Origin of the sequence: Rhizobium sp. EC-SD404 (assembly GCF_902498825.1) — a bacterium.
Lineage (GTDB): Bacteria > Pseudomonadota > Alphaproteobacteria > Rhizobiales > Rhizobiaceae > Georhizobium.
Genome location: NZ_LR701459.1, coordinates 342,419 through 367,937 on the forward strand (window position 1 = coordinate 342,419; position 25,519 = coordinate 367,937).

Genomic DNA, 25,519 nt, shown 5'->3' on the forward strand with positions numbered 1-25,519 from the left:
AGGGATGCGCGAGGATGCGGGTACGGTCATTTCCGCTGTCCGCCCGTGATCGTGAATGCCTTTTTGGCAGATCATGTTCGGCGCATGGATGGTGATCACGCCGACCGCTGGCGTGGTTGCAGGCCTTATAGATAATTTCTATGAAGGGTGCCAGTGCATCGGGGCAAAATGCGAAGGTTTTCGCAGCGTCGCTGCAAGCTGCCCTCACGGGCAATTTCGCCCAGGGGAAACGCATGCGGCTGATCGCCGACAGACTGACGGCAAGCCGGGGAAGCGAACCGATCTTCGCCGACCTGTCGCTGACGGTCGAGACGGGCGAAGCACTGATCGTCACGGGTCCGAACGGTATCGGCAAGTCCACGCTTCTGCGGGTCATCGCGGGATTGCTCAAGGCCGATTCGGGAACCGTGACGCTGGATGGCGGCCCTGAGGAAGCGGAGACGCTTGCCGAGGCCTGCCATTACCTCGGGCATCGCAACGGCATGAAGCGCGAACTGACGGTAGCCGAGAACCTGAGCTTCTGGCAGCGCTTCATGGCTGCTCCGGCTCTGGCCGTCGAAGAGGCGGCCGATGCCGTGGGGCTCGCAACGGTCCTGTCGCTGCCCTACGGATATTTGTCGGCAGGCCAGCAGCGCCGGATCGCGATGGCGCGGCTTCTCGTCTCGCATCGGCCGATCTGGATCCTCGATGAGCCGACCGCCGCGCTGGACGTCGCTTCGGAAGCGCGATTCGGCGGCATGGTCGAGGCCCATCTGCGCACGGGAGGTCTCGCCCTCATCGCCACCCACCAGCCGCTCGCGATTTCGACGCAGCGCGAATTCGCCATGACGGCCGGCCTGTCGGTGAGCGTATGAGAGCGCTAATCCTGCGCGACATCCGGCTCGGCATACGTGCCGGTGGCGGGGCGCTCATCGGGGTGCTGTTCTTCCTCACTGTGATTGCCGTGGTGCCCTTCGGCGTCGGACCGGATCTCAACCTTCTTGCCCGAATTGGGCCTGCGATGCTGTGGATCGGCGCGCTGCTCGCCTCGCTTCTCGGTCTGGATCGGCTGTTCCAGGCCGACCGAGAGGATGGCGCGCTTGATATCCTGCTGATGCAGGAGCATCCGCTGATCCTCACGGTCTTCGCCAAGTGCCTGGCGCACTGGATCGCAACCGGCCTGCCGCTGGTGCTGGCTGCACCGCTGCTTGCGCTCTTCATGAATGTCGAGCCGCTGGCGATCGGGGCTGCGACCCTTACGCTCGCCGTCGGCACGCCGGCTATCACCTTCATCGGGGCTGTCGGAGCGGCTGTCGCCGTGTCGCTGCCCCGGGGCGGGCTTCTCGTCTCCATCCTCGTCCTGCCACTGACGGTACCCGTGCTCGTTTTCGGGGTGAGCGCCATCTATGCGGCGGTGGAAGAGCCGGCGCCTTTCATGCCGCCTTTCCTCATTCTTGCTGCGATCACGTTGTTCTTTGCCGTGCTCGGGCCCCTTGCCGCCGCTGCGGCATTGCGCGCATCAACCGACTGAGCCGGGCGCGTTGCTGCCTGTCACGATCCGCGATATGAGTTTCAGGAATGAGCGACACGAGCCTATCCATCGGACGCATCGGCGATCTGGCGAACCCCACCCGGTTTCTTGCCCTGGCGGGGCGATTGTTGCCATGGCTCGTGGCCCTGACGGTTATTTCGTTCGCCGTCGGGCTTTGGATGAGCTTCCAGGCGCCTGAGGATTATCAGCAAGGTGCCACCATCCGCATCATGTTCGTCCACGTGCCTTCGGCCTGGCTTGCGATGATGTGCTACACGGTGATGGCTGCCTCGGCGATCGGCACGCTCGTCTGGCGTCACCCGCTTGCGGATGTCTCGGCGCGCGCCGCAGCACCGATCGGCGCTGCTTTCACCGTTCTGGCGCTCATCACCGGTTCGCTCTGGGGCAAGCCCATGTGGGGCACCTGGTGGGTGTGGGATGCGCGGCTGACATCGGTTTTCGTGCTGCTTCTCATGTATCTCGGGCTGATCGCCCTGCAGCGGGCGATGGACGATCCGACGAAGTCGGCGCGGCTCTCGGCGATCCTGATCCTCGTCGGTTTCATCAACATTCCGATCATCAAGTTCTCGGTCGACTGGTGGAACACCTTGCACCAGCCGGCGAGCGTGGTTCGGCTCGACGGACCGACGATCCACCCGTCGATGCTGTACCCACTGCTGGTCATGGCGGTCGCCTTTACGCTGCTCTTCTTCACGCTGCATATGGCTGCCATGCGCAACGAGATCTGGCGCCGGCGGGTCGCGGCACTGCGCCGCCAAGTGGCACGGCAGGCGGCCTGAGGCGGGATCATGCAGTATTTCGGATTTATCTTCGCGTCCTACGCCATCACCGCCCTCGTGCTTGGCGCCTTGGTCGTGTGGGTCATCATGGACCATCGCGGGCGTCGGGCAGAGCTATCGGCGCTTGAAGCGCAAGGCATTCGCAGGCGCTCCGAACGCGCGGGTGACAGCGACCGATGAGCGAAGCCCCGATCGAGGAGCGCGACGAGGCTGCAGGTCCGGCCAAGCGCAACAATGGACGGGCGCGACTGATCGCGCTGCTGCCTCTCATCATCTTCGGTGCATTGGCGGCGGTTTTTCTGGGCCAGCTTCTGTCGGGCCGCGACGCATCGGTCATCCCGTCCGCCCTGGTCGGCCAACCGGCGCCTGTGCTCGAACTGCCGGCACTGTCTGGGCTCACCCGCGACGGAACGCCGGTGCCTGCACTGACGAATGCCGCGATGGACGGGCAACTGACCCTCGTCAACGTCTGGGCATCCTGGTGCGTGCCGTGCCGGCAGGAACACCCGCTCCTGATGGAGCTTGCCGCGCAGGAAGATGTTCAGGTGGTGGGGATCAACTACAAGGACCAGAACGAAAACGCGATCCGCTTCCTCGGCGAGCTCGGCAATCCCTATGATGCCGTCGGCGTGGACGACAACGGACGCACGGCGATCGACTGGGGCGTTTATGGCGTGCCCGAGAGCTATCTGGTCGGGCCAGACGGCACGATCCTCTACAAGAAGGTCGGCCCGTTCTCTCCGGAAACCTATCTGACCGAGCTGTTGCCGGCGATCGAAGCGGCGCGCCAATAAGCCCGATCAGCCCTCGGTCGGCTTCTCCATTGCCTTCTCGGCCGCCTCTTCCTTCGGCTCCAGGGAATGACGCATGATCAGGGGCATCTGCGCCATGGTGAAGGCGATGGTGATCGGCATCGTTCCCCAGACCTTGAAAGCGACCCAGAAGTCAGTCGAGAAGGCGCGCCAGACGACTTCGTTGAGGACCGCGAGGAATAGAAAGAACACGCCCCAGCGAAGCGTGAGCTTGCGCCAGCCTTCGCTGTCGAGCTTGAAGGCGCTGTCGAAGACGTAGCCGAGCAGCGACTTTCCGAAATACAATCCGCCGAGCAGGATCGCCCCGAACATCGTGTTCACGATGGTCGGCTTCATCTTGATGAAGGTCTCGTTCTGCAGATAGAGCGTCAGCGCGCCGAAGATGAAGACCACGACACCGGAGATCAGCGGCATCATCGGCACGGTGCGCAGCAACAGCCAGGACACGATCAGCGACAGGGCTGTCGCGACCATGAAGAGCCCGGTCGCGATGAAGATCGGATCGCCGAGATCGGCCAGCATCGGAAACGTGGATGCCAGCCAGTCGCCGCGCGAATTGGCGAAGAAGAAGACGAGCAGGGGGCCAAGCTCGAGCACGAGCTTGAGGAGCGGGTGCGGCTCGGCCTTCTTGGCCGGTGCCACGGGTTCGATCGGTTCGACGCTCATGCGGGCCTCTTTGATCCTGCTGTTCTCGGTTTGCTGTCTGCACGTCCAAGGCGACGCATTCGTGGCAGCCGACGCATTCTATTTCAGCGGTGTTCCCGCAATCGCTGCCGCAAATTCGCGTGCTTCGAACGGCTCGAGATCGTCGATACCTTCCCCGACGCCGATGAAATAGACAGGCAATTTGTGCTTGGCGGCGATGGCAACGAGGATGCCGCCGCGGGCCGAGCCATCAAGCTTCGTCATGACGAGGCCGTTGACGCCTGCGACGTTCTTGAAGATTTCGACCTGGTTCAGCGCATTTTGGCCGGTCGTCGCATCGAGCGTCTGTAGCACGGTGTGCGGCGCGTCCGGGTCGAGCTTGCCGAGCACGCGCACCACCTTTTCCAGTTCCGCCATCAGCTCCGTCTTGTTTTGCAGACGGCCCGCCGTATCGACGATGACGACGTCAGAGCCGTTGGCTTTCGCCTTTTCGAAGGCGTCGTAGGCGAGGCCGGCAGCGTCGGCGCCAAGCTTGGAGGAGATGACGGTCGAGCCCGTGCGCTCGCCCCAGATCTTCAGCTGCTCGATGGCGGCAGCGCGGAAGGTGTCGCCGGCGGCGAGCGTGACTTTCAGGCCACCGCGCGTCAACTTGGAGGCGAGCTTGCCGATCGTCGTCGTCTTGCCGGTGCCGTTGACGCCGACCACGAGAATGACATGCGGCTTATGGTCGAGATTGAGTTCGAGCGGCCTTGCGACGGGCGCCAGCACCTTTTCGATCTCACTTGCCATGATCTTGGCGACGTCGGCGGAATCGACGCTCTTGCCGTAACGGCCGGAGGCGAGCGTGTCGGTGACGCGCATGGCGGTTTCGATGCCGAGATCGGCGCGGATCAGCACGTCCTCCAGATCCTGCAGCGTGTCCTCGTCCAGCTTCCGCTTGGTGAAGATCGAGGTGATCTGGTCGGTCAGCTGCGCCGAGGTGCGCGAGAGGCCCTGGCGCAGGCGCTGGAACCAGGAAAGCTTCTGAGGCGGCGCAATGTCGGTCAGTTCGGTCGATGGCGCAGAGCCACGCGAAATGCGGATGCCGCCTTCGACGGTCGGCAGAGGTGCCGGGTCGGTGTCGATGCCATCGGCGGTCGCGGTCGATTCGTCGGCTAAGGAAACGGGCTGGGTATCCTCTTCCGGCTCGTAAGCTTCCAGGTCTGTCGAGGCCTCGCCTGCCGTCTCGATGGTTTCGGCGATGGGCTCGGGCGTCTCGATCGGCTCTGCCGCGGCATCTGTATGCAGCGTCTCTGGCGTGAAGGCGGGCGCGCCGTCGATGACGGGTGCCACGGGTGCTTCCACGGGCTCCCGGCGGATCAGCGTGACCGCTGCCACGCTTTCTGCTGTGGGTATGGCCTTCGGCGCAGCGGGTTCTTCGGTTGGAGCGAGCGGGGCAAGCGTTTCCGGAAGCGCGGCCGCTTCGGCCGGCTTTTCCTCTTCCTTCGTGCGACCGAAGGAGAACATGCGCTTCACGAAGCCTAAGGCCATAATCTGTCTTTCAGTCCCTTAGGGGTTCGGATGGTCACGCGGCCGAGCGGTGTCGGATGTCGGCGCTGAGGATGCCGTCATCATGGCCGACGATCTCGACGCCGATCAATGTTCCCTGCTGGCCGAGATGTTCGGGAAAGGATGTCAGAGCGAAGTTCTCGGTGCGGCCGAGGCCGGGCTTTTCGATCAGAAGCGTCTGCCGCGTGCCGATGAGCGACGTCAGATGCGCGCGGTGGGCTTCGGCACCCTTTGCCCGAAGTCGGCGGGCGCGCTCCTTGATGAGCGAACGGTCGAGCTGCGGCATGCGGGCGGCCGGCGTGCCCTCGCGCGGGCTATAGGGAAACACGTGGAGGTGCGAGAGGCCACAGACGTCGACGATCGACAGCGCGTTCTCAAACATCTCCTCGGTCTCGGTCGGAAAACCGGCAATGATGTCGGCGCCAAAGGCGATGTCGGGGCGCAGTCGGCGCACGTCCTCGCAGAAGCGGATCGCGTCGTCGCGCAGATGGCGCCGCTTCATCCGCTTCAGGATCATGTCGTCGCCGTGCTGCAGGGAAAGATGCAGATGCGGCATGAAGCGCGGCTCGTCCGCGATCAGCTGCATCAGATGCTCGTCAGCCTCGATGCTGTCGATCGACGACAGGCGGATGCGGGCGAGATCCGGCACCTGGGCGAGGATGGTCCGCACCAGCTTGCCGAGCGAGGGCTGGCCCGGCAGGTCGGCGCCGTAACTCGTCGCATCGACGCCGGTGATCACCACTTCGATATAGCCGTTGTCGACGAGCCGGCGGACCTGGTCGACAACGGCGCCCATGGGCACCGAGCGCGAGTTGCCGCGGCCGTAGGGGATGATGCAGAAGGTGCAGCGGTGGTCGCAGCCGTTCTGCACCTGAACGAAGGCGCGGGCACGGCCTTCGATCGCGTCGACCATCTGCGGCGCGGTTTCCTTCACCGCCATGATGTCGTTGACGCGCACCTTTGCTTCGGCCGAGACGCCGAAATCGGGCAGCTTGCGGTAGCTCGCCGCCTTCAGCTTCTCCTCGTTGCCGAGAACCACGTCCACTTCGTCCATGCCGGCGAAGGTCGCCGCCTCGGTCTGGGCGGCGCAGCCTGTCACGATGATGCGCGCATGGGGGTTGTCGCGCCGCGCCTTGCGGATCGCCTGCTTGGCCTGGCGCACGGCTTCGGACGTCACGGCGCAGGTGTTGACGAGCACGGCGTTGTTGAGGCCGGCCGTCTCGGCCTCGCGCCGCATGATCTCGGACTCGTACGTGTTCAGCCGACAACCGAAGGTGAGGATATCGACGCCGCTCATTGGGCGGCCTCGCTCTGCTCGGCGTCACGTCTAAAGGTCCCGGTCCTGGGATCGAGCGTACCGGAGAATTCCCATTCGGCCGGGCCGGTCATCATCACATGGTTGTTTTGAAGCCACTCGATGACGAGCGGGCCGCCTGGGACATGCACCGTCACGGTTCGGTCGGTCATGCGCTTGCGGATAGCGGAAACGGCTGCGGCACAGGCGGCAGAACCGCAGGCGCGCGTCAGCCCGGCACCGCGTTCCCAGGTGCGCAGGGTCATCTCGCTGCGCGACGTCACCTGCGCGATCGAGATATTGGCGCGTTCCGGAAAAAGCGGGTGATGCTCGAGGATCGGGCCGAAACGATCGAGCTCGTAGCCCCAGACATCGTCGTCGACCCAAAAAATCGCATGGGGATTGCCCATGGAGGCGACCGAGGGCGAATGCAGGACCGGCGCGTCGATCGGGCCGATCTGCAGCTCGATCATGCGCGTGTCGCGGAATTCCTCAGAGAGCGGGATTTTCTGCCAGTCGAAGATCGGCTCGCCCATGTCGACGGAGATCAGCCCGTCCTCGTGCTCCTGTGCCGTCAGGATGCCTGCGATGGTCTGGAAGGTGAAGAGCGACTTGCCGGTTTCGGCGCTGAGCGCCTGGACGACACAGCGCATGCCGTTGCCGCAGGCCTGCGCTTCGGAGCCGTCGCAATTGAGGATGCGCACATAGGCGTCGGTCAGGTCGCGCTTGGGATCGTGGATCGCCATGATCTGGTCGAAACGCGTTGCTGGATCGGCGGCAAGCGCGATGGCGGCCTCGGGCAATACCTGATCGTCGCGGCCGCGCATGTCGACCACGAGGATCTGGTTGCCCAGTCCATTCATCTTGGCGAAGGGAACGCCGGCGTTCATCGTCTCATCAAGCCTTGTCACTTGCCGGCTTATATGGCCGAAACGGCCTGAGATTACCAGTGCGCGAGGCTCAAGCCTGTCCTGACGGGACGTCCCACACTTCGCCGGGCCGCATCGGGCGGAACCGCTCGCGCGAGATCGACCGCGCGTCGAGTGCCGCGTGGAGCGCGACCACCGGATCCTCGATGCCTTCATTGGTGAGCCGGAAGGTGCCCCAATGGTGGCCGGCGACGTGGGCGGAACGGGAGAGCAGCATGCCTTCCACCGCTTCCTCAGGGTTCTGGTGTTGGCCCTGCATGAACCAGCGCGGCTCATAGGCGCCGAAAGGCAGGATCGCGAGGCGGAAGCCGTCGTATTTTTCCGCTGCCGCGCGGTAGTTGATGCCCGAATGAAAGCCGGTATCGCCGACATGATAGATGCGGCCGCCCGGCGTTTCCACGACGAAGGCCGCCCAGAGCGCCATGCGCCGGTCGCGCGTGCCCCGCGCCGACCAGTGATGCGCAGGCTCCAGGCGAACATTGATGCCCGGTGCGACCTCGACGCCTTCTCCCCAGTCGTGAACCGCGATCCATGCATCGGCCACGCGTTCGCGCACGATCGCATCATTGCCGAGCGGGGTGACGATCAAGGGCCGATGGACGGCGTGAAGGGCCGCAAGCGTATCGAGATCGAGATGGTCGTAGTGGTTGTGCGACAGCAGAACGACATCGATCGGCGGAAGGACGTCGAGGGCGATGCCGGGCTGGTTGATGCGGCGGGGGCCGGCGAAGGAAACCGGGCTTGCGCGTTCCGACCATACGGGATCGGTCAGGATGTTGAGGCCCGCCGTCTGGATCAGCATCGTCGCGTGACCGACCATTGTGACGCGAAGGTCGGAACCGCCGACGCGCTCATCCGGCCGGGCAGGCGGGAAAGGGCTGTCGAACGTCTCGGGCCAGGGCGTCTTCGTCTCGCCTAACTGCCATTTCAGCAGATCGATGAAGGAGCCCGGTTCCTGGCCCTCCGGATTGAAGAAGTAGGTTCCGTCGAAATGATCGCTGACGGGGCCATCGTAATAGGGATTGGCCGAGGCGCGGCGCACACCGAACAGGCCGAAGGCAGCTGCCATGGCGGTTAATCCTGCTGCGGAGAGAAAATGTCGACGTTTCATGCGACGGATATAGGGGCTCGCATGGGAAGCGTCGACCACACGGCCTAGGCCATTGTTCCGATCACAGGAAGTTTATGAGCACATCCTAAGGTGCAGTTGTCCCAGTGCAACGCCGTTGCTAGTTTGATTTGCCATGCAGACACGCTTCGATAAGCAAGACCGGCTTTACCAGGTCATACGCCTCATCCGGCCGGTTCATCTCAACATCCAGCGCACACTCGAAGCGCAACTGGACGGCACCGGCATTTCGGTGGCGCAGCGCGACGTGATGGAAGTGCTGCATGGCTGCGGGCCGATCACCGTGCCCACCGCGACGCGCATGCTCGGCATGAAACGGCAATTCGTGCAGCGCACGATGACCGACCTGATCGAGCTCGGCATGGTCGAGCGGAGACGTTCCAGCCGGCAGAGCCGAGCCTATCTCTGCAAGCTGACGGAGCAAGGCGAGCGCCTGTTCGAGACGGTGCACCAGCGCGAGATGGCATTGCTGCGCCAGCGCCTCGGCGACATCAACATCACCGAGGTCATCGTCGCATTGCGCGTCATGGCCCGTGTCGCCGCCGCCTATGAGGCTGCCGCGGCCGACACGCTGACCATGAGCACCATTGCCAAGCTGCCGGACCATAAGGCGGCGCTGGACGCTGCCGACAGCTCCGCTGTCTGACACGGCGCGAGAGGCTTGCCGCGACAGCGGCTCGGAAAATGTGTTCTTCCGGTTTTGCTTGAATTTCTGATTGAAATCGTCGCACGATGAGGACGATGAGATCGCTTAGGGGTCGTCTAATCGCCGTCTGGCTGCTTCTGCTCGCTGCGGCGGTGGCGATAGCAGTGGTTTTCGTCGCCTTTTATCGTCAGACGATCGAAGTGCAGTTGGCCCGCGCGGAAGATGCAATGTTCGTGGCGTGCGCCGAGATGGGCGAATAATATTCCAGCATGTTGGCTTCTCGACCCGAGATCGAGGTCGTCACGCCCGCCTTGCGGTCGGACCTGACATCGATCGTGGTGGCCGAGCTTGCACGCGTCCAGGGAATGGAAGGCGGCTTCTGGAGCGCTGCCGAGGGCTCGCTCGCCTACGCATACCCGACCTATGCGGGAACTGGCCCGAAAACGGACGTGCCGGCCGCGGAGTTGTCGACGATCGCCGAAACCAACCGCCAAGCGCGCGTCGATGCAGAACCGGTCGTGGTCAGCTTGCCGAACCCGTCACAGATTCTTCTGCTTGCCGCCTGCCCGATGGCTGGACCGTTGCCGGCGATAACCGCATGGACGATGACGCGTGTTCATTCGGCGGGCAGCGCCGCTTACCAAACCTTGCTGGTCGGGCTTGGATTGCTTGCCGGCGTAATGATTTTGTCCGCCATTCTACTGGGTCGTGTCATTTGGACATGGTCGAGGCGGATTGCCTCACTTGAGAAGGCGCTGGCGGAGGAACGCGATACGGGTGATCTGCCGGTACTGCCGGAAACAGGCGAATACGAGCTTGACCGCTTGGTCGGCACGCTCAACCGAGCCCGCAACAGATTGGCCGATGCCCGCGACCGAGCCGCCACGGCCGAGCGTTATGCGGTCGCTGGGCGGCTCGCCGCCGGCATGGCCCACGAAATACGCAATCCGATCGCGGCGATGCGGCTGAAAGCTGAAAATGGCCTCGCAGCCGCCGACGTCTCGCGAAAAGATGTCGCGTTCGACGCCATCGTGCAGCAGATCGCAAGGCTCGACGCGCTCTTGCGCGACCTCCTGTCGATGACTCAGCGCGGAGAACCGCGCCGCGCTTCCGTCGAGATCACGGCCATCATCCAGCGTTGCATCGAGGCAGTCGGCGTCCGAGCGGAAGCTCAGGGCATTCGGCTGACGACCCGCGTTTCGCCTTCTCTATCAAACGGGGCGGTCGCCCAGCTGGATGCCGACCAGATCGTGAGCGGACTGGAGAACCTTTTGGTCAATGCCATCCAGCATACGCCTGCCGGTCGCGCGATCTGGATCGAAGCGCTCGATCGCGGCGGCAAACTGCTTTTCGTCGTCGGCAACGACGGCGCGCGCGTCGATCCCGCCTTGCGGGAAAAGCTGTTCGAGCCATTCGTCACCGGCCGGCTTGACGGCACGGGTCTCGGGCTCGCCATCGTGCGTGAAATTGCGTTGGCACATGGGGGCACCGTGGTTCTGGCGGCGGTGGAAGACCCTGTGCTCTTTGAACTGGAGCTGCCATGGATCGGGCGACAATACTGATCGTCGATGACGACGCGGCCCTGCGCGAAGGGCTCGTGGAAACGGTCGTCGGTCTCGGTCATGCAGCGATCGGCGTCGACAACGGAGAAGCGGCATTGGCAGCGCTTGCGGTTTCGGCAACCGTTGTCCGGGCAGTGCTTCTGGATATGCGCATGCCCGGTCAACTGGACGGGATTGAGACACTGCGAAGGATCCAAGCCTTGGCCTCGCCCCCGCCGGTGACGGTGCTGACAGCTTTCGCAAGCGCTGAAAACACGATCGAGGCCATGCGCCTTGGCGCGTTCGACCATCTGACCAAGCCGATCGGCCGGGCCGATCTCGCCCATCTCCTCACGCGCATGATCTCGCAACCGGCATCGATGCCACGTCCGACGGTCGAAGATGCGGAGGAGGAAAGCTTCATCAGCGTCAGCGACGCCATGCATCGGGTGCAAAAGCTCATCGGGTTGTCCGCCGCGAGTGACGCGACGGTTCTTGTGCTGGGCGAGACGGGGACGGGCAAGGAGATGATCGCCCGCGCTTTGCATCGCCATGCGCCTGCTCGGCGCGAGCGGCCCTTCGTGGCGATCAATGCAGCGGCAATTCCAGTCGACCTGCTGGAGAGTGAACTTTTCGGCCACGTTAAAGGCGCCTTTACCGGTGCGGTCGCCGACCGCCCGGGTGCCTTTCGCGATGCCGATGGCGGTACGCTTCTACTCGACGAAATCGGCGACATGCCACTTTCAACCCAGGCCAAGTTGTTGCGGGTTCTGCAAGATGGCATCGTCACCCCAGTAGGTGGGCGGCCGCAACGGGTCGATGTCCGTCTGGTCGCCGCCACCCACCGCGACTTGCCTCAGTTGGTCGATTCAGGCGCGTTTCGTGCCGATCTCTATTACCGCCTGAACGTGGTGCCGATCGTCCTGCCGCCGCTCAGGGAGCGGCTGGCCGATATCGTGCCGCTTGCCGAGTATTTTCTTGCACGGGCCGCCCGCGGCGGCATGCGCAAGCACCTGACTCCAGCGGCTGCCGCGCGGCTCCTTGCGCATCCGTTTCCAGGCAATGTGCGCGAACTGCGCAACGTTCTGGAGCGCGCGATGGTTCTGGGGCAGGGCACCACGATCGACGCGACGGAACTCGTACTGGATGCGCCGGGAACAAAGTCCGTCGTAGGGCCGGAATGGCTGAGCGGCGATCTCGCCGGGGCGATCGAACGGCTTGAGATCGCGATGATCCGCAAGGCTTTAAGTGAAGCCCAGGGCAATCGCTCTGCTGCGGCGCGCACTCTTGGGATCCACCGCCAGCAGCTCTACGCCAAGATGGCGCGCTATGGCATCGAACAGAGCGAACCGTCCGGTTGAAGGACAGGCGCTGTCATCATGCTTGACAGTTCTTCCAGTCGCCAGGCGATTTACCGTTGCTGCATCGGCGATGCCGCTCTGGCACGGACTTTGCTCATTCAAATCTGGGTGATTGGATGATTGACGGCCCGCGGAAGCCTTCGATCGGCGGTCCAAACTTCCTATCGGCCCGCATCTCGTCGTTGGGCGCTGGTCCGACGGCAAATGTCACCACGTGCGCAGCTCGCACGCAACCGGAAGGATCGACGGCAATGCGGATGCAGATTCGGGACGCAGCGTTGATGAGCGAAAACACCGGCACCGCCATGTCAGCATTCCTCCGGGTCGACCCGCATCCCGATGGCTCATGCCGCTACCAGGCGGGTTTCATTGACGCGGATGGCAATATTTGCGGTGAGGTCGTTCCGTTGTCGCAGGAATGCGTCGAAAGCGCCGTTTTCGCTCACCAGGAATTCACGGTCATGACCGATACGCGTGGAGATGTCTCGCCATGTCCGATGAAAGCCTCCGAGGGCGTGCTGGAGCTGATGTTCGCCGAAGGCCGGCTGGCGATGAGGCCGGTTGACGAAATGATCCGGGAGGCACTGGAACTTGCCTTCAACGAGCCGCCGGAAGAATTGCTGCAGGATCTGGCCCTGTTGCGGCGACGTCTGCAGGACAGCCTCGCCCATGTGGATGATGCGATCACCGACTGTCTGTCGCGCTCGGGCACGGAGCAGTCGGGGCGGCACTGACAGGGGCAGTGCAGGGCAAGACTTGACTTTCGCAGCCATATCCTGTTGAAGCGGCGCAATTCCATGCGACGAGCGTAAGCTTCGAAGCCGCCGACCGGGACCCGTCAAGGTATAAAGAGAGCCCGGAGGTCAACACCCGACAGCGCGATGCGCCCTCGGGTGCTTTCGTGCTTTGGCTTGCATTCGGGTGCGGACATAACGACCTTCGAGGCTTCCCTGTTTCGATGGTTCCGAGGACTGAGCAATGTTCGATAATCTCCAGGATCGCCTGGGCTTCATTCTGAACGGCCTGACAGGCCGTGGCGCGCTGTCCGACAAGGATGTCCAGGCAGCGTTGCGCGAGGTGCGCCGTGCGCTTCTGGAAGCCGACGTAGCGCTGGAAGTGGCGCGCGATTTTATCGATCGTGTCCGCGAGAAGGCCGTCGGCGCCGAGATCGTCAAGTCGATCAAGCCTGGCCAGATGGTCGTCAAGATCGTGCATGACGAGCTGGTCGCCATGCTCGGCTCCGAAGGCGTCACGCTCGATCTCAATGCGCCCGCACCCGTCGTCATCATGATGGTCGGCCTTCAGGGTTCGGGCAAGACGACCACATCGGGCAAGATCGCCAGCCGGTTGACGAAGCGGGACAAGAAGAAGGTCCTGATGGCGTCGCTCGACACGCGTCGCCCGGCCGCCCAGGAGCAGCTGAAGCAGCTCGGCGAGCAGACCGGCGTCGACACGTTGCCGATCATTCCGGGCCAGTCGCCGACCGATATCGCATCGCGTGCAGTCCAGGCGGCCCGTCTCGGCGGCCATGACGTCGTCATCCTCGATACCGCCGGCCGCACGCATATCGACGAGCCGCTGATGGTCGAGATGGCGACCATCAAGACCAAGGCCAACCCGCATGAAATCCTGCTGGTCGCCGATGCGCTGACCGGTCAGGACGCCGTCAATCTGGCACGCAACTTCGACGAGCGCGTCGGCATCACCGGCCTCGTGCTGACCCGCATGGACGGCGATGGCCGCGGCGGTGCTGCACTTTCCATGCGTGCCGTCACCGGCAAGCCGATCAAGCTGATCGGTGTCGGCGAAAAGATGGACGCGCTGGAGGAATTCCACCCCCGCCGTGTCGCCGACCGCATTCTCGGCATGGGCGACATCGTCTCGCTGGTCGAGCGCGCTGCCGAAACCATCGACCAGGAAAAAGCCCAGGCGATGGCCGACCGGATGAAGGCCGGCAAATTCGACCTGAACGACCTTTCCGATCAGCTCAAGCAGATGTCCAAGATGGGCGGCATGGGCGGCATCATGGGCATGATGCCAGGCATGGGGAAGATGAAAGACCAGATGGCTGCCGCCGGGTTTGACGACAAGATCTTCGGTCGCCAGCAGGCGATCATCTCGTCGATGACCCCGACTGAGCGCGCCAATCCCGATATTTTGAAGCACAGCCGCAAGAAGCGCATCGCGGCCGGCTCCGGCACCAACGCCGCCGACATCAACAAGCTTCTCAAAATGCATCGCCAGATGGCGGACATGATGAAAGCCATGGGCGGCAAGGGCAAGAAGGCCGGCATCTTCGGCAAGATGATGGGCGGCCTCGGTGGCGGCATGGGCGGTGGTCTCGGCGGTCCAGGCGGCATGATGGGCGGCGGAATGCCCGACCTTTCCAAGATGGACCCGAAGCAGCTCGAAGCCCTGCAGAAGCAGGCCGAAGCCGCCGGTCTCGGCAAGGGCATGGGCGGCATGGGTGGAATGGGCGGTGGCGGACTGCCCGGGCTTGGCGGCCCGCGTCTGCCCGGCCTCGGCGGGCTCCCGGGCCTGCCCGGACGGAAGAAGTGAGGGGAGCGGCATGAGCGAGCCAAGCGCGATCGAACAGCTGAAGGGACTGCGCAAGTCCATCGACAACATCGATGCGGCGTTGATCCACGTGCTTGCCGAGCGCTTTCGCTGCACGCAGGCGGTCGGTGTGTTGAAGGCAACGCACGGCCTTCCGGCCTCTGATCCGAACCGCGAGAGCCAGCAGATCGAACGCTTGCGCAGCCTGGCGCGCGATGCCGAGCTCGATCCGGATTTCGCAGAGAAATTCCTGAATTTCATCATTCAGGAGGTCATCCGCCACCACGAGGCAATCGCTGCTTCGGCCAATGGCGCGGTGACGGAGAATTCCGCTCCCTCCGGAGCGGCCTGAAACCTAAGACTTTTAACCAAACCTCTTCGCCGCAGACGCGGCAGCCACGATCGCAAGGAGTATTTGACATGGCACTGAAGATTCGTCTCGCCCGCGGCGGCGCAAAGAAGCGCCCCTATTACCACATCGTCATTGCCGACGTGCGCTCACCGCGCGACGGCCGCTTCATCGAGAAGGTCGGCCGCTGGGATCCGATGCTGTCGAAGGAAGAAGGCGCCCGCGTTCAGCTGAACGAAGACCGCATCAAGCATTGGCTCGATCACGGTGCGCTGCCGACCGACCGCGTGCTGCGCTTCCTGGACGAGGCCGGCGTTTCCAAGCGTGAGGCCCGCAACAACCCGGACAAGGCGAAGCCCGGCAAGAAGGCCCAGGAGCGTCTGGCCGAGAAGAAGCAGAAGGAAGACGAAGCAGCCGCCAAGGCAGCCGAGGCTGAAGCTGCAAAGAACGCTCCGGCTGAAGAAGCCGCTGCGGAATAAGGCTTTCGCCGATCTTCGAGACTTTGAACGGGCGGCCAATCGGCCGCCCGTTCGTGTATGATGAGGCAATGCTTATGAGGGACGGCGGCGACATGAAATCCAAGCAGATGCTGCTGATGGCACGGATCGGCGGGGCGCACGGCATCAAGGGCGAAGTGCGGGCGCAGGCCTTCACCGGGGACCCGTCCGCAGTCGGAGATTACGGGCCGCTGACTGCCGCCGACGGCCGGACATTCGAAATCCTCAAGGCAAAGCCCTCCAAGAACATCGTGCTGTTGACGATCAAAGGGGTTTCGGACCGCAATGCCGCCGAGGCGCTAAACGGGCTGGAGCTCTTCATCGACCGCGACACGCTGCCGGATGATGCGCTCGACGATGGCGAGGTCTATCAGGACGATCTAATCGGTCTTGCGGTGAAAGACGCTGAAGGCACGGCCCATGGCTCCATCATCGCCGTGCATGATTTCGGCGCCGGCATCGTGCTGGAGATCAAGCCGGATCGTGGTCCGAGCGTCATGATCCCGTTTTCGGAGGCTGCCGTCCCCGAACTTGACGTCGATGCCGGCTGGCTGCTGGTCGATCCGATCGCCGCAGGCCTCGTCGACGATGGCGAGGGCGAGCGCAGTGAGGAGGAAGCCGCCTCACGCGCAAATCCAGGCAGCCGCAGACGGCGTCCGCCGAAGGACACGGGAGCGGACTGATGGCGTTTCGCGCCAGCATCCTCACGCTGTACCCCGACATGTTTCCCGGCCATCTCGGCACGTCTCTCGCGGGCCGGGCGCTCGAGCGCGGCGACTGGAGCCTCGACACGGTCCAGATCCGCGATTTTGCCGAGGATCGGCACCGGACCGTCGATGACACACCGGCCGGTGGTGGCGCCGGCATGGTGCTGAGGGCCGACATTTTGGCGCGCGCCATCGACCATGCGTCTCCCGCGAGCGACCCGCGACCGCGCCTGCTCATGAGCCCGCGCGGCGAGGTGTTGCGACAACCGATGGTGCGGGAATTGGCCGAGGGCCCCGGTGTCGTCATCGTCTGCGGTCGGTTCGAGGGCGTGGACCAGCGGGTGATCGAGGCGCGCGGCTTACGCGAAGTCTCGATCGGCGACTATATTCTTTCGGGCGGAGAGCCTGCGGCGCTCGTTCTTCTCGATGCGATCGTCCGGCTGCTGCCGGGGGTGATGGGCAATGCCCTTTCCGGCCAATCCGAAAGCTTCGAAGACGGACTTCTCGAGTATCCGCATTATACGCGCCCGCAGCTCTTCGAAGACCGTTCGATCCCCGAGGTGCTGACATCAGGCGACCATGGCGCAGTCGCGCGGTGGCGCAGGGCGGAGGCTCAGAAACTGACCGAGACCCGTCGGCCGGACCTCCTCGCGGAGAAAAAATTCCACGGCGAATGATGACATCTGCCGCCGCTTGGTGTAACGACCCGGCGCGAAGGGTAATATCTCTTCGCGACAATCAAGCAAAGAACCGTGCATCGCTTCCGCCGCAAGGCACACGACCCGGCGTCCTGTCACAAAGGGTCAAACAAGCGCTCTGGCTGTTTCAGAAGAACGAAAGGTCATCATCATGGATATCATCCGTGAACTGGAAGCCGAGCAGGCAGCCAAGATCGAAGCGACACGCAAGCTTCCCGAATTTTCCCCCGGCGACACGGTCCGCGTCATGGTGCGCGTGACTGAAGGTACGCGTACACGCGTGCAGGCCTATGAAGGCGTCGTCATCGCCCGCTCCGGCGGCGGCATCCATGAGAACTTCACGGTTCGCAAGATTTCCTATGGCGAAGGCGTCGAGCGCGTATTCCCGGTCTATTCGCCGCTGGTCGAAGCCGTCGAAGTCGTGCGCCGCGGCAAGGTCCGTCGCGCGAAGCTGTACTACCTGCGCGATCGTCGCGGCAAGTCGGCCCGTATCGTCGAGAACACCGGCACGCGCGCCCGCAAGCTGAATGATGCCGAGCGCCAGTCCGCTGCCGACGAAAAGGCACGTCTGGAAGCTGAAAAGGTTGCTGCAGCCGAGGCTCTGGCCAAGGAAAAGGCCGCCGAAGACGCAGCAAAGAACGACGCAGCTGCTGCTTCCGAATAAGCCTTCGTTAGAAACAATCGGATTTCGAAAATGGCGGCCATTGGTCGCCATTTTCATATGGACGTCGCAGCGCGGATGGCGGTTGCTTGCTTCGCAGCTTGCCGCCGCTAGGATGGGCCAACCGATCGCCTCAGGAGCCCGACCATGATCCGTTCCACACTGCTTGGCAGTCTCGCCGCCATCGCCACCGTTCTGGCCCTGCCGAATATGGCCGTGGCCCAGGAACTGCCAGATCTCGGTGGCCGCGAGATCGTGGTCGTCACCGAAAACGCCTATCCGCCGCTGCAGTTCGTCGACCCGATGTCGGGCGATGCGATCGGTTGGGAATATGACGCCGTGGCGGAGATCGCCACGCGGCTCAACCTGACGGTGACGTACCAGAACACCAGTTGGGACGCGATGATCCAGGCCGTCTCGGACGGCCAGTACGATATGGGCATGACGGGCATCACGATCACCGAGGAGCGCGCGCAGCTCGTCGATTACTCCGATCCCTACATGCGCTCCGAGATGTTCATGCTGGTGCGGGCGGATGAAGACCGCTTCACGGACGCTGCCGGCTTCACGGCGTTCGAGGACGGGCTCGTCGGCGCCCAGGCGGGCACGACCCCATTCTATGTCGCGGTCTACAACGTTCTCGACGGCAACGAACAGAACCCGCGCATCCGGCTGTTCGAAACGTTCGGCGCTTCCGTGCAGGCGCTGAACACGGGTGACGTCGATCTCGTGCTGACCGACGGGACTGCGGGCCGCGGTTACGTGAATGCGTCCAACGGTGCGCTGAAGCTGATCGGCGACCCGCTCGGCACCGAAGATTTCGGCTTCATCTTCCCGAAGGGCTCCGATCTCGTCGCGCCGATCAATGCCGCGATCGCGTCGATGCGTGCCGACGGCACGCTGGAGGCGCTGACGACCAAATGGTTCCTCGATTACGAATTGGGCAACTGACACTTGCCGCATCGTTGGAGTAACGGCCTGAGCGACGGGCAGGGCGCTGCCTGATGGCCCATGGTGGTGCGCCGGCGGGCGACAAGGACTTCCCTTACTGGCTGATCGCAGCGGGTGCGCTCGCCATCGGCATTGCGGTGCTGATCGCATCGAACGATCTCTACGCCCAGGTGCTGACGATCGTCTCGCGGGGTCTCTGGATCACCATCTTCGTGACGATCGTGGCGTTTGCGCTGGCGACGCTGCTCGGTCTCGGGCTTGCGCTCATGGCGCTGTCGGGATCGGTCGCGCTGCGTCAGATTGCACGGTTCTATGTCGAGATCATCCGCGGCGTGCCGGTACTCGTCCTGCTGTTCTACATCGCCTTTGTAGGCGCGCCGGCTTTCGTCGTCGCCTGGAACGCCGTCGCCACGCCACTGCGCGAAGCCGGGCTCGTCGATGAACTGCTGGTTCGGGACGTCTCGCTGCTCTGGCGGGCCATCATCGCGCTGACGATCGGCTACTCGGCCTTCATCGCGGAAGTCTTCCGGGCCGGGATCCAGTCGGTCGATCCCGGCCAGGTGGAGGCGGCAAAGGCGCTGGGCCTCAGTCGTTGGCACCGGTTCCGGCTGATCATCCTGCCGCAGGCGATCCGCACCATCTTGCCGCCGCTTGGCAACGACTTCGTCGCGATGGTCAAGGATTCCTCGCTCGTCTCCGTGCTCGGGGTCGCCGACCTGACGCAGATGGGCAAGGTCTACGCGTCGGGGTCGTTTCGCTTTTTCGAAACCTATTCGATCGTCGCCTATCTCTATCTGCTGCTGACGGTCGGCCTTTCGATCGGTCTGAGGGCGCTCGAGCGGCGGTTGCGCCGTTCGACGGGGCAGCCGGAGGATCGACGGGGTGGATGGCGCCCGAAGCTCCACTGATTGCCTCTCTGCTCGAAGATTGGTATGAGCGGCGCATGAATTTCGACCGATCCGAGACGACAGAGCATCTGCGTGGGAAAATGCGTTTTCCGACGACGCTCAGCTTTGCGCCTCTGCATGATCACAAGCGCCTGCCGGGCCGCTTTCACGCGCGGTTGACCGGCGCCGATGGCAGCGATCTCGGCTGATCCAAGCCGCCGCCTGCTTCATGGCGAATGCCGCCCATTGCCCTTTTCAGTTTTGACGGATGAACACCATGTCCAAGCCCACGACGCTTTACGACAAGATCTGGAACGACCATCTGGTCGACGAACAGCCTGATGGCACTTGCCTGCTCTATATCGATCGCCACCTCGTCCATGAAGTGACGAGCCCGCAGGCTTTCGAGGGTCTGCGCCTGACCGGCCGCAAGGTGCGCCAGCCGGAAAAGACGCTCGCCGTCGTCGACCACAACGTTCCGACCACGCCGGACCGCGCGCTCGGCATCAAGAACGAGGAAAGCCGCATCCAGGTGGAGGCGCTTGCCAAGAACGCTGCCGATTTCGGCGTCGAGTACTATGATGCCGCCGATATCCGGCAGGGCATCGTGCACATCGTCGGTCCGGAACAGGGCTTCACGTTGCCCGGCACGACGATCGTCTGCGGCGACAGCCACACCTCGACCCACGGCGCCTTCGGAGCGCTTGCGCACGGTATCGGCACGTCGGAAGTCGAGCACGTGCTGGCCACCCAGACGCTGATCCAGAAGAAGGCGAAGAACATGCTGGTGCGCGTCGACGGGCAGCTGCCCGAAGGCGTGACGGCGAAAGACATCATCCTCGCCATCATCGGCGAGATCGGCACCGCTGGCGGCACCGGCCACGTCATCGAGTTCGCCGGCGAAGCGATCCGCGCGCTCTCGATGGAAGGCCGCATGACCGTCTGCAACATGACGATCGAAGGCGGCGCCCGCGCCGGCCTCATCGCGCCGGACGAGAAGACCTTCGCCTATATCAAGGACCGTCCGCGCTCTCCCAAGGGCATGGCGTGGGACATGGCACTGGACTACTGGAAGTCGCTCAAGACCGATGAAGGCGCGCATTTCGATCGCGTCGTCACGCTCGATGCAGCCAGCCTGCCGCCGATCGTGTCATGGGGTTCGTCGCCTGAAGACGTCATCTCGGTGAGCGGTGCGGTACCGAACCCGGATGAGATCGAGGACGAGAACAAGCGTATCTCCAAGTGGCGCGCGCTCGAGTATATGGGCCTGAAGCCGGGAACCAAGATCACCGACATCACGCTCGACCGCGTCTTCATCGGATCGTGCACCAATGGCCGGATCGAGGATCTGCGCGCCGCCGCGAAGGTCGTGGAAGGCCGGAAGGTCGCCAGCACGGTGGAAGCCATGGTCGTGCCGGGTTCGGGCCTCGTCAAGCAGCAGGCCGAGCAGGAAGGCCTCGACAAGATTTTCCTGGATGCCGGCTTCGAGTGGCGCGAGCCCGGTTGCTCCATGTGCCTTGCCATGAACGACGACCGGCTGAAGCCCGGCGAGCGGTGCGCCTCCACGTCCAACCGCAACTTCGAAGGCCGTCAGGGCTTCAAGGGCCGGACGCACCTCGTGTCGCCGGCCATGGCTGCTGCGGCTGCCGTCGCGGGCCATTTCGTCGACATTCGCGAGTGGCACTGAATTTTTATCCGCGACCCGTTCTGGGACGGGTCGCGGATGTTGGCGTTTACCTGGCCTTAGCCTAACGGGCGTAAGCTCCGCCCCATTCACTCGGGGAATGAGTTTTTGGGCGCGTCTCTACTTTTGGCCATCAACGTGGCGCTCGGCGTCGCCATCATGGTCTCGTTTCTTGCCTTCGGGCTGTTCGACCGTAATCAGAAACCGGCGCTCTGGTGGTTTGGGGCTTGTGTCGCGGGCGTCGCGTCGGGGCTGATCGAATATTCGATGCCATCGGTCGAATATACGGCGATCGCCCGCCTCGCGATCTTCACCTGTTTCGCGATCTGCCTGGCATGCGTATCGATCGGGCTCTGGCTGCGCTATCTGCGTCGGATCCCCGTCGTGCCGATCACCATCGTGCTCGTTGTGGCAATCGTCAGCTACATTCTCATTTCGGAATTGCCGCGCAGTTCGCTTCTTCGCGCCTTCATCTATCAGGGCTCCTATAGCGCCATCGCTCTTGTCGGCGTGTTCGCCGTCTGGAAGGGCATGGATCGCAGTGCGCTCGATCGCACCCTTTTTTCGGTCCTGCTGATCTTTGCGCTGAACTTCCTGATGAAGCCACCGATCATGGTTCTTCTGGGCGGCAATGGCGGCGTCGCGCAAGACTATCTCTCGACCGATTATGCGATGGTCAGCCAGACGATGATGGCGATCGTGACCATTCTGACCGCCTTTGCGCTCGGACTGCGGACGATGGCCGATATCCTGGGCACCATCCAGAAGCGTTCCGACATCGATCGCCTCTCGGGCGCATTGACCCGTGATGCGTTTCATCGGGAGGTTTCCCGCAGCCTGTGGCAATCGGACCGGGAACGCACGCCGAAGGCGCTCATTTTGTGCGATCTTGATCATTTCAAGTCGGTCAACGACACGTTCGGTCATCAGGTTGGCGATCTTGTCATCGCCCAGTTCGGCGCGCTGCTGGAAAGCTTCCGGCGGCCTGGCGATGTCGTCGGACGCATCGGAGGCGAAGAGTTCTGCGTTCTCCTGCCGCGCTGCGACGAGGGAACCGCACGGCTTTTCGCGGAACAATTGCGGTCGACCTTCGAAACGCTGGATGCGACAGGCGGGCGTTCCGTTCATCGCTGCACCGCGAGTTTCGGCGTTACCGAGATGCGGCCGGGAGAGGCATTCGAGGCAGCATTCTCACGCGCCGACAAGGCTCTTTACGAAGCAAAGAGCGCCGGGCGCAACTGTGTACGCTCCGCCCGACCGGACATCGACGGCCAGGATGCAGCCGCTCAAAACGCCATCGAGCAACATGAGGTGCCGAAGCGGCGCAGCTTCGCCGTCGGTGGCCGGATGCGGCGCTGATCAGGGGTCGATCGCTTCGGCGGTGGCCGTTGCGGTGACCATCTCGTATTCCAGCAGTTCTTCCGGGCTCAGATAGTAGAGCCGGTCGGGTGGGGTATCCAAGGCATGGAGCCAGAAGCCCTGGTCGATGCCCATGGCCGACAGGTGGCGGCTGACGCGGGCGGTCACGTTCTGGGCGCGCGACATCGCCTCGGCGGAAGATACAGCGCCATCGCTGACGCCATAGACCTGATGCACGCCGATAACGGCTTCAGGTCCGGCGCTCCGCTCCACACCGCCTGCCATGACGAGCGGACAGGACGAGGCGCAGAGATCGCCGCTTTCGACTCGTGTCGAGAACCCGTTGTCGCGAATGATCTGAGAAATCCGTAGCGCATCGTCGACCGAGCCGCCGGGCGAATTGAGCACGATCGTCGTCACATACTCGCCCCGGGCGTCGATTTCCGTCTCGAAGCGAGCGGCTGCTCCCGGATCGATCGCTCCTTGCAACCGCAGCACGCCGCCGCCGATCAGGTCGAAGCTCGCGGCATTCTTCAGGATGTCCGGCTCGGTGGTGATCTGGTGCGGCGGGGCCGGTGCCTCTCCGTCGCTGAGCGCGGGCGGGAGCATCGTTTCCAGCGAACCGGGCGAGGCCGGCGCTTCCGGTATGCCATTGCGCAGTTCGCCGAGATCGAGCGCGAGAACGACGACCGAACCGAGCAGGATGAGCCGAAACGCCCAGCCCAGCACCATGCCGTCATCCAGCCTATCGGCAAGGGAAAGCCGCGGCTTGTCCGACGGCGGCGCGCCGCCGGCATCATTGCTGTTGGCCGGATCGAGATCTTTTTCAGGGAGTTGCACGCTCAGGCGCGCGGGCGCTGCCATGGCGTCAGCTGCCTTCCTTGCGGGTGCGGGGATTTCCGGCATGAACGATCGGCATGATCTTGTCGCTCACCCGAGACGGCGCTTCGGATTGGGTCTCAGAGCGCTCCGTCGTATCCCTTGCGGCGGCTGGCGCGGGCACATCCTCCTGCCGATCCGCTTCCGGTTCGGGTGCCGGCGGAATGGCCGCGAGCGCGCGATGGACTTCCATGGCGGCGATCAGATCCGCCGCACTCACGCGCTCGGCGTAGGGCAGGCGTCGTTCCGCATCGCGCAGCACGGAATGGGCAACCGCGAGCATGAGAACGAGCACGGATGGCAGCAGGTCGATAGAAATCGCGCCGGCCCAGCTCGGGATGAAATCACCGGCATAACGAAGCACCGCCTCTGCGCTCGACATCGGCACGAACCGGCGTTCCTGCACCGGCTCGCGCGCGAGGATGTCGTCCGCTGCCTGGGACAGAACAAGCGACTGCGCCGCGACCGATTCCTGGATCGACCCCATCACCCGGTCCTGGCGGTCGACGAGGCCGAGATCCTGCCCGTCGGCGATCGGCGCGATGAAGCCGAGCGACAAATCCTCGGCAGCGCGTTTGACCGATGGCGCAACGGAGGTCTGCTCCATGGCGGCGATGACACCGGCGAGCATGACGGCATTTTCAGCGAAAGAATCGGCGCGTGGCTCGATGGTTCCGCTGGCCGAAACGAGCGAGCGCATGGAAGCGAGATGCTGCTGGCCGGTCTCGAACAGCGTTTGGGCTTCGTCGCGCGATGCGGTGATGCTGCCTTCGAGTTCGCCGAGCTGGCTCGACATCTGGCTGAGAAGCTGCACGACACTGCCCGAACCGGAGGTGCCGGTGAGCGCACCGCTATCCTGCTCCTGCTCGGCAAGCCGGCCAAACCGTTCCGAGGCCAGTTGGATGTCGGGCAATAGGCTCTGGGCGGCGAGCGCGTTCTCATGGGCGCGGTCGAGGTCGGCCGTATAATCCTGCAACGTCACGGCAAGGTGCTGCTCGAGTGCCGCCGAACCGGCAAGGGCGGCAGCGTTCAACCATGACGACATGGCGATGATCATGACGCTGCCGAGTGCCATGATGCCGAGAAGCGCGGCGCGTGCGGACGCTCCGGCCACGTGCGGGAAGAGCCGCATCAAATAGGTCCAGAAGGCGTAGATGCCGACGGACACGGCAGCGGAGTAGATGATCGCGGCGAAGAAGACGATGGTCGCCGTGCCGTCGAGGATGCCCCTGACACCGAGATAGGTGTAGACGCCGCTTGCGAGGGCCAAAGTGGCAAGCGCGAATCGCGACATCGTCTCGAGCTTACCGAGAGCATCCCTCAAGTGAGTGACAGTGGCACCTGACATCTTTTCCAACCCCGACGACAATTCGCGCTCAGTTTCGGCCGAAACGGGACGAATTCAAGGCCACTTCGCAACGAGGAAAAGGCTGCTCATCACGGTTTAGTCAGCGCGGAGAGCTGCCAGATGCATCACTGCGGCCGGATCACGCATACACCGGCCTCGTCGGCGCAGGCCGAATTGCCGCTGGCCGGGTTCACGACCTTCGGGCCGGACGGGTTGCGAACGACATTGTCCGTGTCCGACGCGAAGCCGTCATTGCGGTCGATATAGAAATAGTTGCCGTTTCCGCGGTCACGCGATCCGGAGATATTTCCGGTGTAGGTGCCGCCGCTGGTGGACGGGCCCGAGGCTGCGCGACGATCGATGGTGACGCCACTCGTGTTGCGGTTGGGACGATCTCGGTCACGCCATCGACCGTGATGGCCACGGTCGCGATCCCTGTTCCAGCGTCCGCGATCATCGCCCCGGTCGCGCTTGTGGTCATAATGCACGCGGCCGCTCGCGCCGTTCGGCAGATTCGGATTTGCCTGCGCAAACGCGATCGTCGCGGGCATTGCTGCAAATGCGAGAAACGCTGCCGCTGCCGCTGACAGAATTCGCAAACGCTGAGACATGTCGAACTCCTAAAACTCGGCCACCCAAAACCCTTTGAAGAGCTGAAGATGGCTTCGACAGGGCATAATGTCACGCACAGCACGCCGATTTGTTGCAATATCGTTAAGAGGACAACC

At 63.5% G+C, this 25,519-nt stretch carries 29 protein-coding genes; 21 read left to right on the top strand and 8 right to left on the bottom strand.

From position 1 onward, the window contains the following. Nucleotides 1-233 precede the first annotated feature (233 nt). The 5 genes from ccmA to GC125_RS02710 are packed head-to-tail and all read left to right on the top strand — an operon-like array spanning nt 234 to nt 3,104. On the top strand, nt 234-854 hold the full coding sequence (ccmA, locus tag GC125_RS02690; RefSeq protein ID WP_151987468.1) for a heme ABC exporter ATP-binding protein CcmA: 621 nt from the start codon (nt 234-236) through the stop codon (nt 852-854). Further along, the gene (ccmB, locus tag GC125_RS02695; RefSeq protein ID WP_151983879.1) at nt 851-1,510 is read left to right on the top strand and encodes a heme exporter protein CcmB; all 660 of its coding nucleotides are present in this window, start codon (nt 851-853) and stop codon (nt 1,508-1,510) included. Before ccmA ends, ccmB begins: the two co-directional genes overlap by 4 nt. 47 nt (nt 1,511-1,557) lie before the next feature. Further along, nucleotides 1,558-2,310 carry a heme ABC transporter permease gene (locus GC125_RS02700; protein ID WP_151983881.1) on the top strand — a complete coding sequence of 251 codons (753 nt, stop codon included), beginning with the start codon at nt 1,558-1,560 and terminating at the stop codon, nt 2,308-2,310. Between the two features lie 9 nt (nt 2,311-2,319). Further along, nucleotides 2,320-2,490, top strand: coding sequence for a heme exporter protein CcmD (ccmD, locus tag GC125_RS02705; protein WP_151983883.1), 171 nt, complete (start codon nt 2,320-2,322; stop codon nt 2,488-2,490). Further along, the gene (locus GC125_RS02710) at nt 2,487-3,104 is read left to right on the top strand and encodes a DsbE family thiol:disulfide interchange protein (protein ID WP_151983885.1); all 618 of its coding nucleotides are present in this window, start codon (nt 2,487-2,489) and stop codon (nt 3,102-3,104) included. Before ccmD ends, GC125_RS02710 begins: the two co-directional genes overlap by 4 nt. A 6-nt stretch (nt 3,105-3,110) precedes the next feature. On the opposite strand, the gene GC125_RS02715 is transcribed toward GC125_RS02710, so the two are convergent. The 5 genes from GC125_RS02715 to GC125_RS02735 all read right to left on the bottom strand — a co-directional run bounded on the left by GC125_RS02715 (nt 3,111) and on the right by GC125_RS02735 (nt 8,607). Continuing rightward, a complete protein-coding gene (locus GC125_RS02715) occupies nt 3,111-3,788 on the bottom strand; it encodes a septation protein A (RefSeq protein ID WP_151983887.1) in 678 nt (225 codons plus the stop codon). Between the two features lie 78 nt (nt 3,789-3,866). Continuing rightward, a complete protein-coding gene (gene ftsY / locus GC125_RS02720; RefSeq protein ID WP_151983889.1) occupies nt 3,867-5,297 on the bottom strand; it encodes a signal recognition particle-docking protein FtsY in 1,431 nt (476 codons plus the stop codon). A 34-nt stretch (nt 5,298-5,331) separates the two neighbouring features. After that, on the bottom strand, nt 5,332-6,612 hold the full coding sequence (mtaB, locus tag GC125_RS02725; RefSeq protein WP_151983891.1) for a tRNA (N(6)-L-threonylcarbamoyladenosine(37)-C(2))-methylthiotransferase MtaB: 1,281 nt from the start codon (nt 6,610-6,612) through the stop codon (nt 5,332-5,334). Beyond that, nucleotides 6,609-7,499 carry a diaminopimelate epimerase gene (gene dapF, locus GC125_RS02730; RefSeq protein ID WP_286165336.1) on the bottom strand — a complete coding sequence of 297 codons (891 nt, stop codon included), beginning with the start codon at nt 7,497-7,499 and terminating at the stop codon, nt 6,609-6,611. Before dapF ends, mtaB begins: the two co-directional genes overlap by 4 nt. Nucleotides 7,500-7,569: 70 nt before the next feature. After that, nucleotides 7,570-8,607, bottom strand: coding sequence for an MBL fold metallo-hydrolase (locus GC125_RS02735; RefSeq protein WP_502706031.1), 1,038 nt, complete (start codon nt 8,605-8,607; stop codon nt 7,570-7,572). Between the two features lie 175 nt (nt 8,608-8,782). Between GC125_RS02735 and GC125_RS02740 the strand changes: the two genes are divergently transcribed. The 16 genes from GC125_RS02740 to GC125_RS02810 all read left to right on the top strand — a co-directional run bounded on the left by GC125_RS02740 (nt 8,783) and on the right by GC125_RS02810 (nt 22,564). Beyond that, the gene (locus tag GC125_RS02740; protein WP_151983893.1) at nt 8,783-9,313 is read left to right on the top strand and encodes a MarR family winged helix-turn-helix transcriptional regulator; all 531 of its coding nucleotides are present in this window, start codon (nt 8,783-8,785) and stop codon (nt 9,311-9,313) included. Between the two features lie 95 nt (nt 9,314-9,408). After that, a complete protein-coding gene (locus tag GC125_RS19890; RefSeq protein WP_199864407.1) occupies nt 9,409-9,573 on the top strand; it encodes a hypothetical protein in 165 nt (54 codons plus the stop codon). A 9-nt stretch (nt 9,574-9,582) separates the two neighbouring features. Further along, a complete protein-coding gene (locus GC125_RS02745; protein ID WP_151983894.1) occupies nt 9,583-10,875 on the top strand; it encodes a sensor histidine kinase in 1,293 nt (430 codons plus the stop codon). After that, nucleotides 10,854-12,215 carry a sigma-54-dependent transcriptional regulator gene (locus GC125_RS02750; RefSeq protein WP_151983896.1) on the top strand — a complete coding sequence of 454 codons (1,362 nt, stop codon included), beginning with the start codon at nt 10,854-10,856 and terminating at the stop codon, nt 12,213-12,215. The genes GC125_RS02745 and GC125_RS02750 overlap by 22 nt, the downstream gene beginning before the upstream one ends. A 251-nt stretch (nt 12,216-12,466) precedes the next feature. Next, nucleotides 12,467-12,949, top strand: coding sequence for a hypothetical protein (locus GC125_RS02755; protein ID WP_151983898.1), 483 nt, complete (start codon nt 12,467-12,469; stop codon nt 12,947-12,949). 244 nt (nt 12,950-13,193) lie between these two features. Further along, on the top strand, nt 13,194-14,774 hold the full coding sequence (gene ffh, locus GC125_RS02760) for a signal recognition particle protein (RefSeq protein ID WP_151983900.1): 1,581 nt from the start codon (nt 13,194-13,196) through the stop codon (nt 14,772-14,774). A gap of 10 nt (nt 14,775-14,784) precedes the next feature. Then, entirely contained in the window at nt 14,785-15,123 is a 339-nt protein-coding gene (locus GC125_RS02765) for a chorismate mutase (RefSeq protein WP_151983902.1), read from the top strand. Between the two features lie 68 nt (nt 15,124-15,191). Further along, complete coding sequence (gene rpsP, locus GC125_RS02770) at nt 15,192-15,599, top strand: 30S ribosomal protein S16 (protein WP_151983904.1); 408 nt, start codon at nt 15,192-15,194, stop codon at nt 15,597-15,599. Between the two features lie 92 nt (nt 15,600-15,691). Next, entirely contained in the window at nt 15,692-16,300 is a 609-nt protein-coding gene (rimM, locus tag GC125_RS02775) for a ribosome maturation factor RimM (protein WP_286165337.1), read from the top strand. Continuing rightward, the gene (gene trmD / locus GC125_RS02780) at nt 16,300-17,001 is read left to right on the top strand and encodes a tRNA (guanosine(37)-N1)-methyltransferase TrmD (RefSeq protein ID WP_151983906.1); all 702 of its coding nucleotides are present in this window, start codon (nt 16,300-16,302) and stop codon (nt 16,999-17,001) included. Before rimM ends, trmD begins: the two co-directional genes overlap by 1 nt. A gap of 172 nt (nt 17,002-17,173) precedes the next feature. Continuing rightward, nucleotides 17,174-17,686 carry a 50S ribosomal protein L19 gene (gene rplS / locus GC125_RS02785; RefSeq protein ID WP_151983908.1) on the top strand — a complete coding sequence of 171 codons (513 nt, stop codon included), beginning with the start codon at nt 17,174-17,176 and terminating at the stop codon, nt 17,684-17,686. A gap of 144 nt (nt 17,687-17,830) precedes the next feature. After that, nucleotides 17,831-18,634, top strand: a complete 804-nt coding sequence (locus GC125_RS02790; RefSeq protein WP_151983910.1) for a transporter substrate-binding domain-containing protein — start codon at nt 17,831-17,833, stop codon at nt 18,632-18,634. Nucleotides 18,635-18,687: 53 nt separating this feature from the next. Beyond that, on the top strand, nt 18,688-19,542 hold the full coding sequence (locus GC125_RS02795; protein ID WP_151983912.1) for an amino acid ABC transporter permease: 855 nt from the start codon (nt 18,688-18,690) through the stop codon (nt 19,540-19,542). After that, complete coding sequence (locus GC125_RS02800; RefSeq protein ID WP_151983914.1) at nt 19,521-19,730, top strand: hypothetical protein; 210 nt, start codon at nt 19,521-19,523, stop codon at nt 19,728-19,730. Before GC125_RS02795 ends, GC125_RS02800 begins: the two co-directional genes overlap by 22 nt. 68 nt (nt 19,731-19,798) lie before the next feature. Next, nucleotides 19,799-21,208, top strand: a complete 1,410-nt coding sequence (gene leuC, locus GC125_RS02805; RefSeq protein ID WP_151983916.1) for a 3-isopropylmalate dehydratase large subunit — start codon at nt 19,799-19,801, stop codon at nt 21,206-21,208. A 105-nt stretch (nt 21,209-21,313) separates the two neighbouring features. Further along, nucleotides 21,314-22,564, top strand: coding sequence for a GGDEF domain-containing protein (locus GC125_RS02810; protein ID WP_151983917.1), 1,251 nt, complete (start codon nt 21,314-21,316; stop codon nt 22,562-22,564). Here the strand turns inward: GC125_RS02810 and GC125_RS02815 are convergent, their stop codons facing one another. The 3 genes from GC125_RS02815 to GC125_RS02825 all read right to left on the bottom strand — a co-directional run bounded on the left by GC125_RS02815 (nt 22,565) and on the right by GC125_RS02825 (nt 25,402). Continuing rightward, complete coding sequence (locus GC125_RS02815; RefSeq protein WP_151983919.1) at nt 22,565-23,428, bottom strand: COG3904 family protein; 864 nt, start codon at nt 23,426-23,428, stop codon at nt 22,565-22,567. A 4-nt stretch (nt 23,429-23,432) separates the two neighbouring features. Next, nucleotides 23,433-24,791 (bottom strand): hypothetical protein, encoded by a 1,359-nt coding sequence (locus GC125_RS02820; protein ID WP_286165338.1) that lies wholly within the window; start codon nt 24,789-24,791, stop codon nt 23,433-23,435. A 125-nt stretch (nt 24,792-24,916) separates the two neighbouring features. Further along, entirely contained in the window at nt 24,917-25,402 is a 486-nt protein-coding gene (locus GC125_RS02825) for a hypothetical protein (RefSeq protein ID WP_151983921.1), read from the bottom strand. Nucleotides 25,403-25,519: the final 117 nt, after the last annotated feature.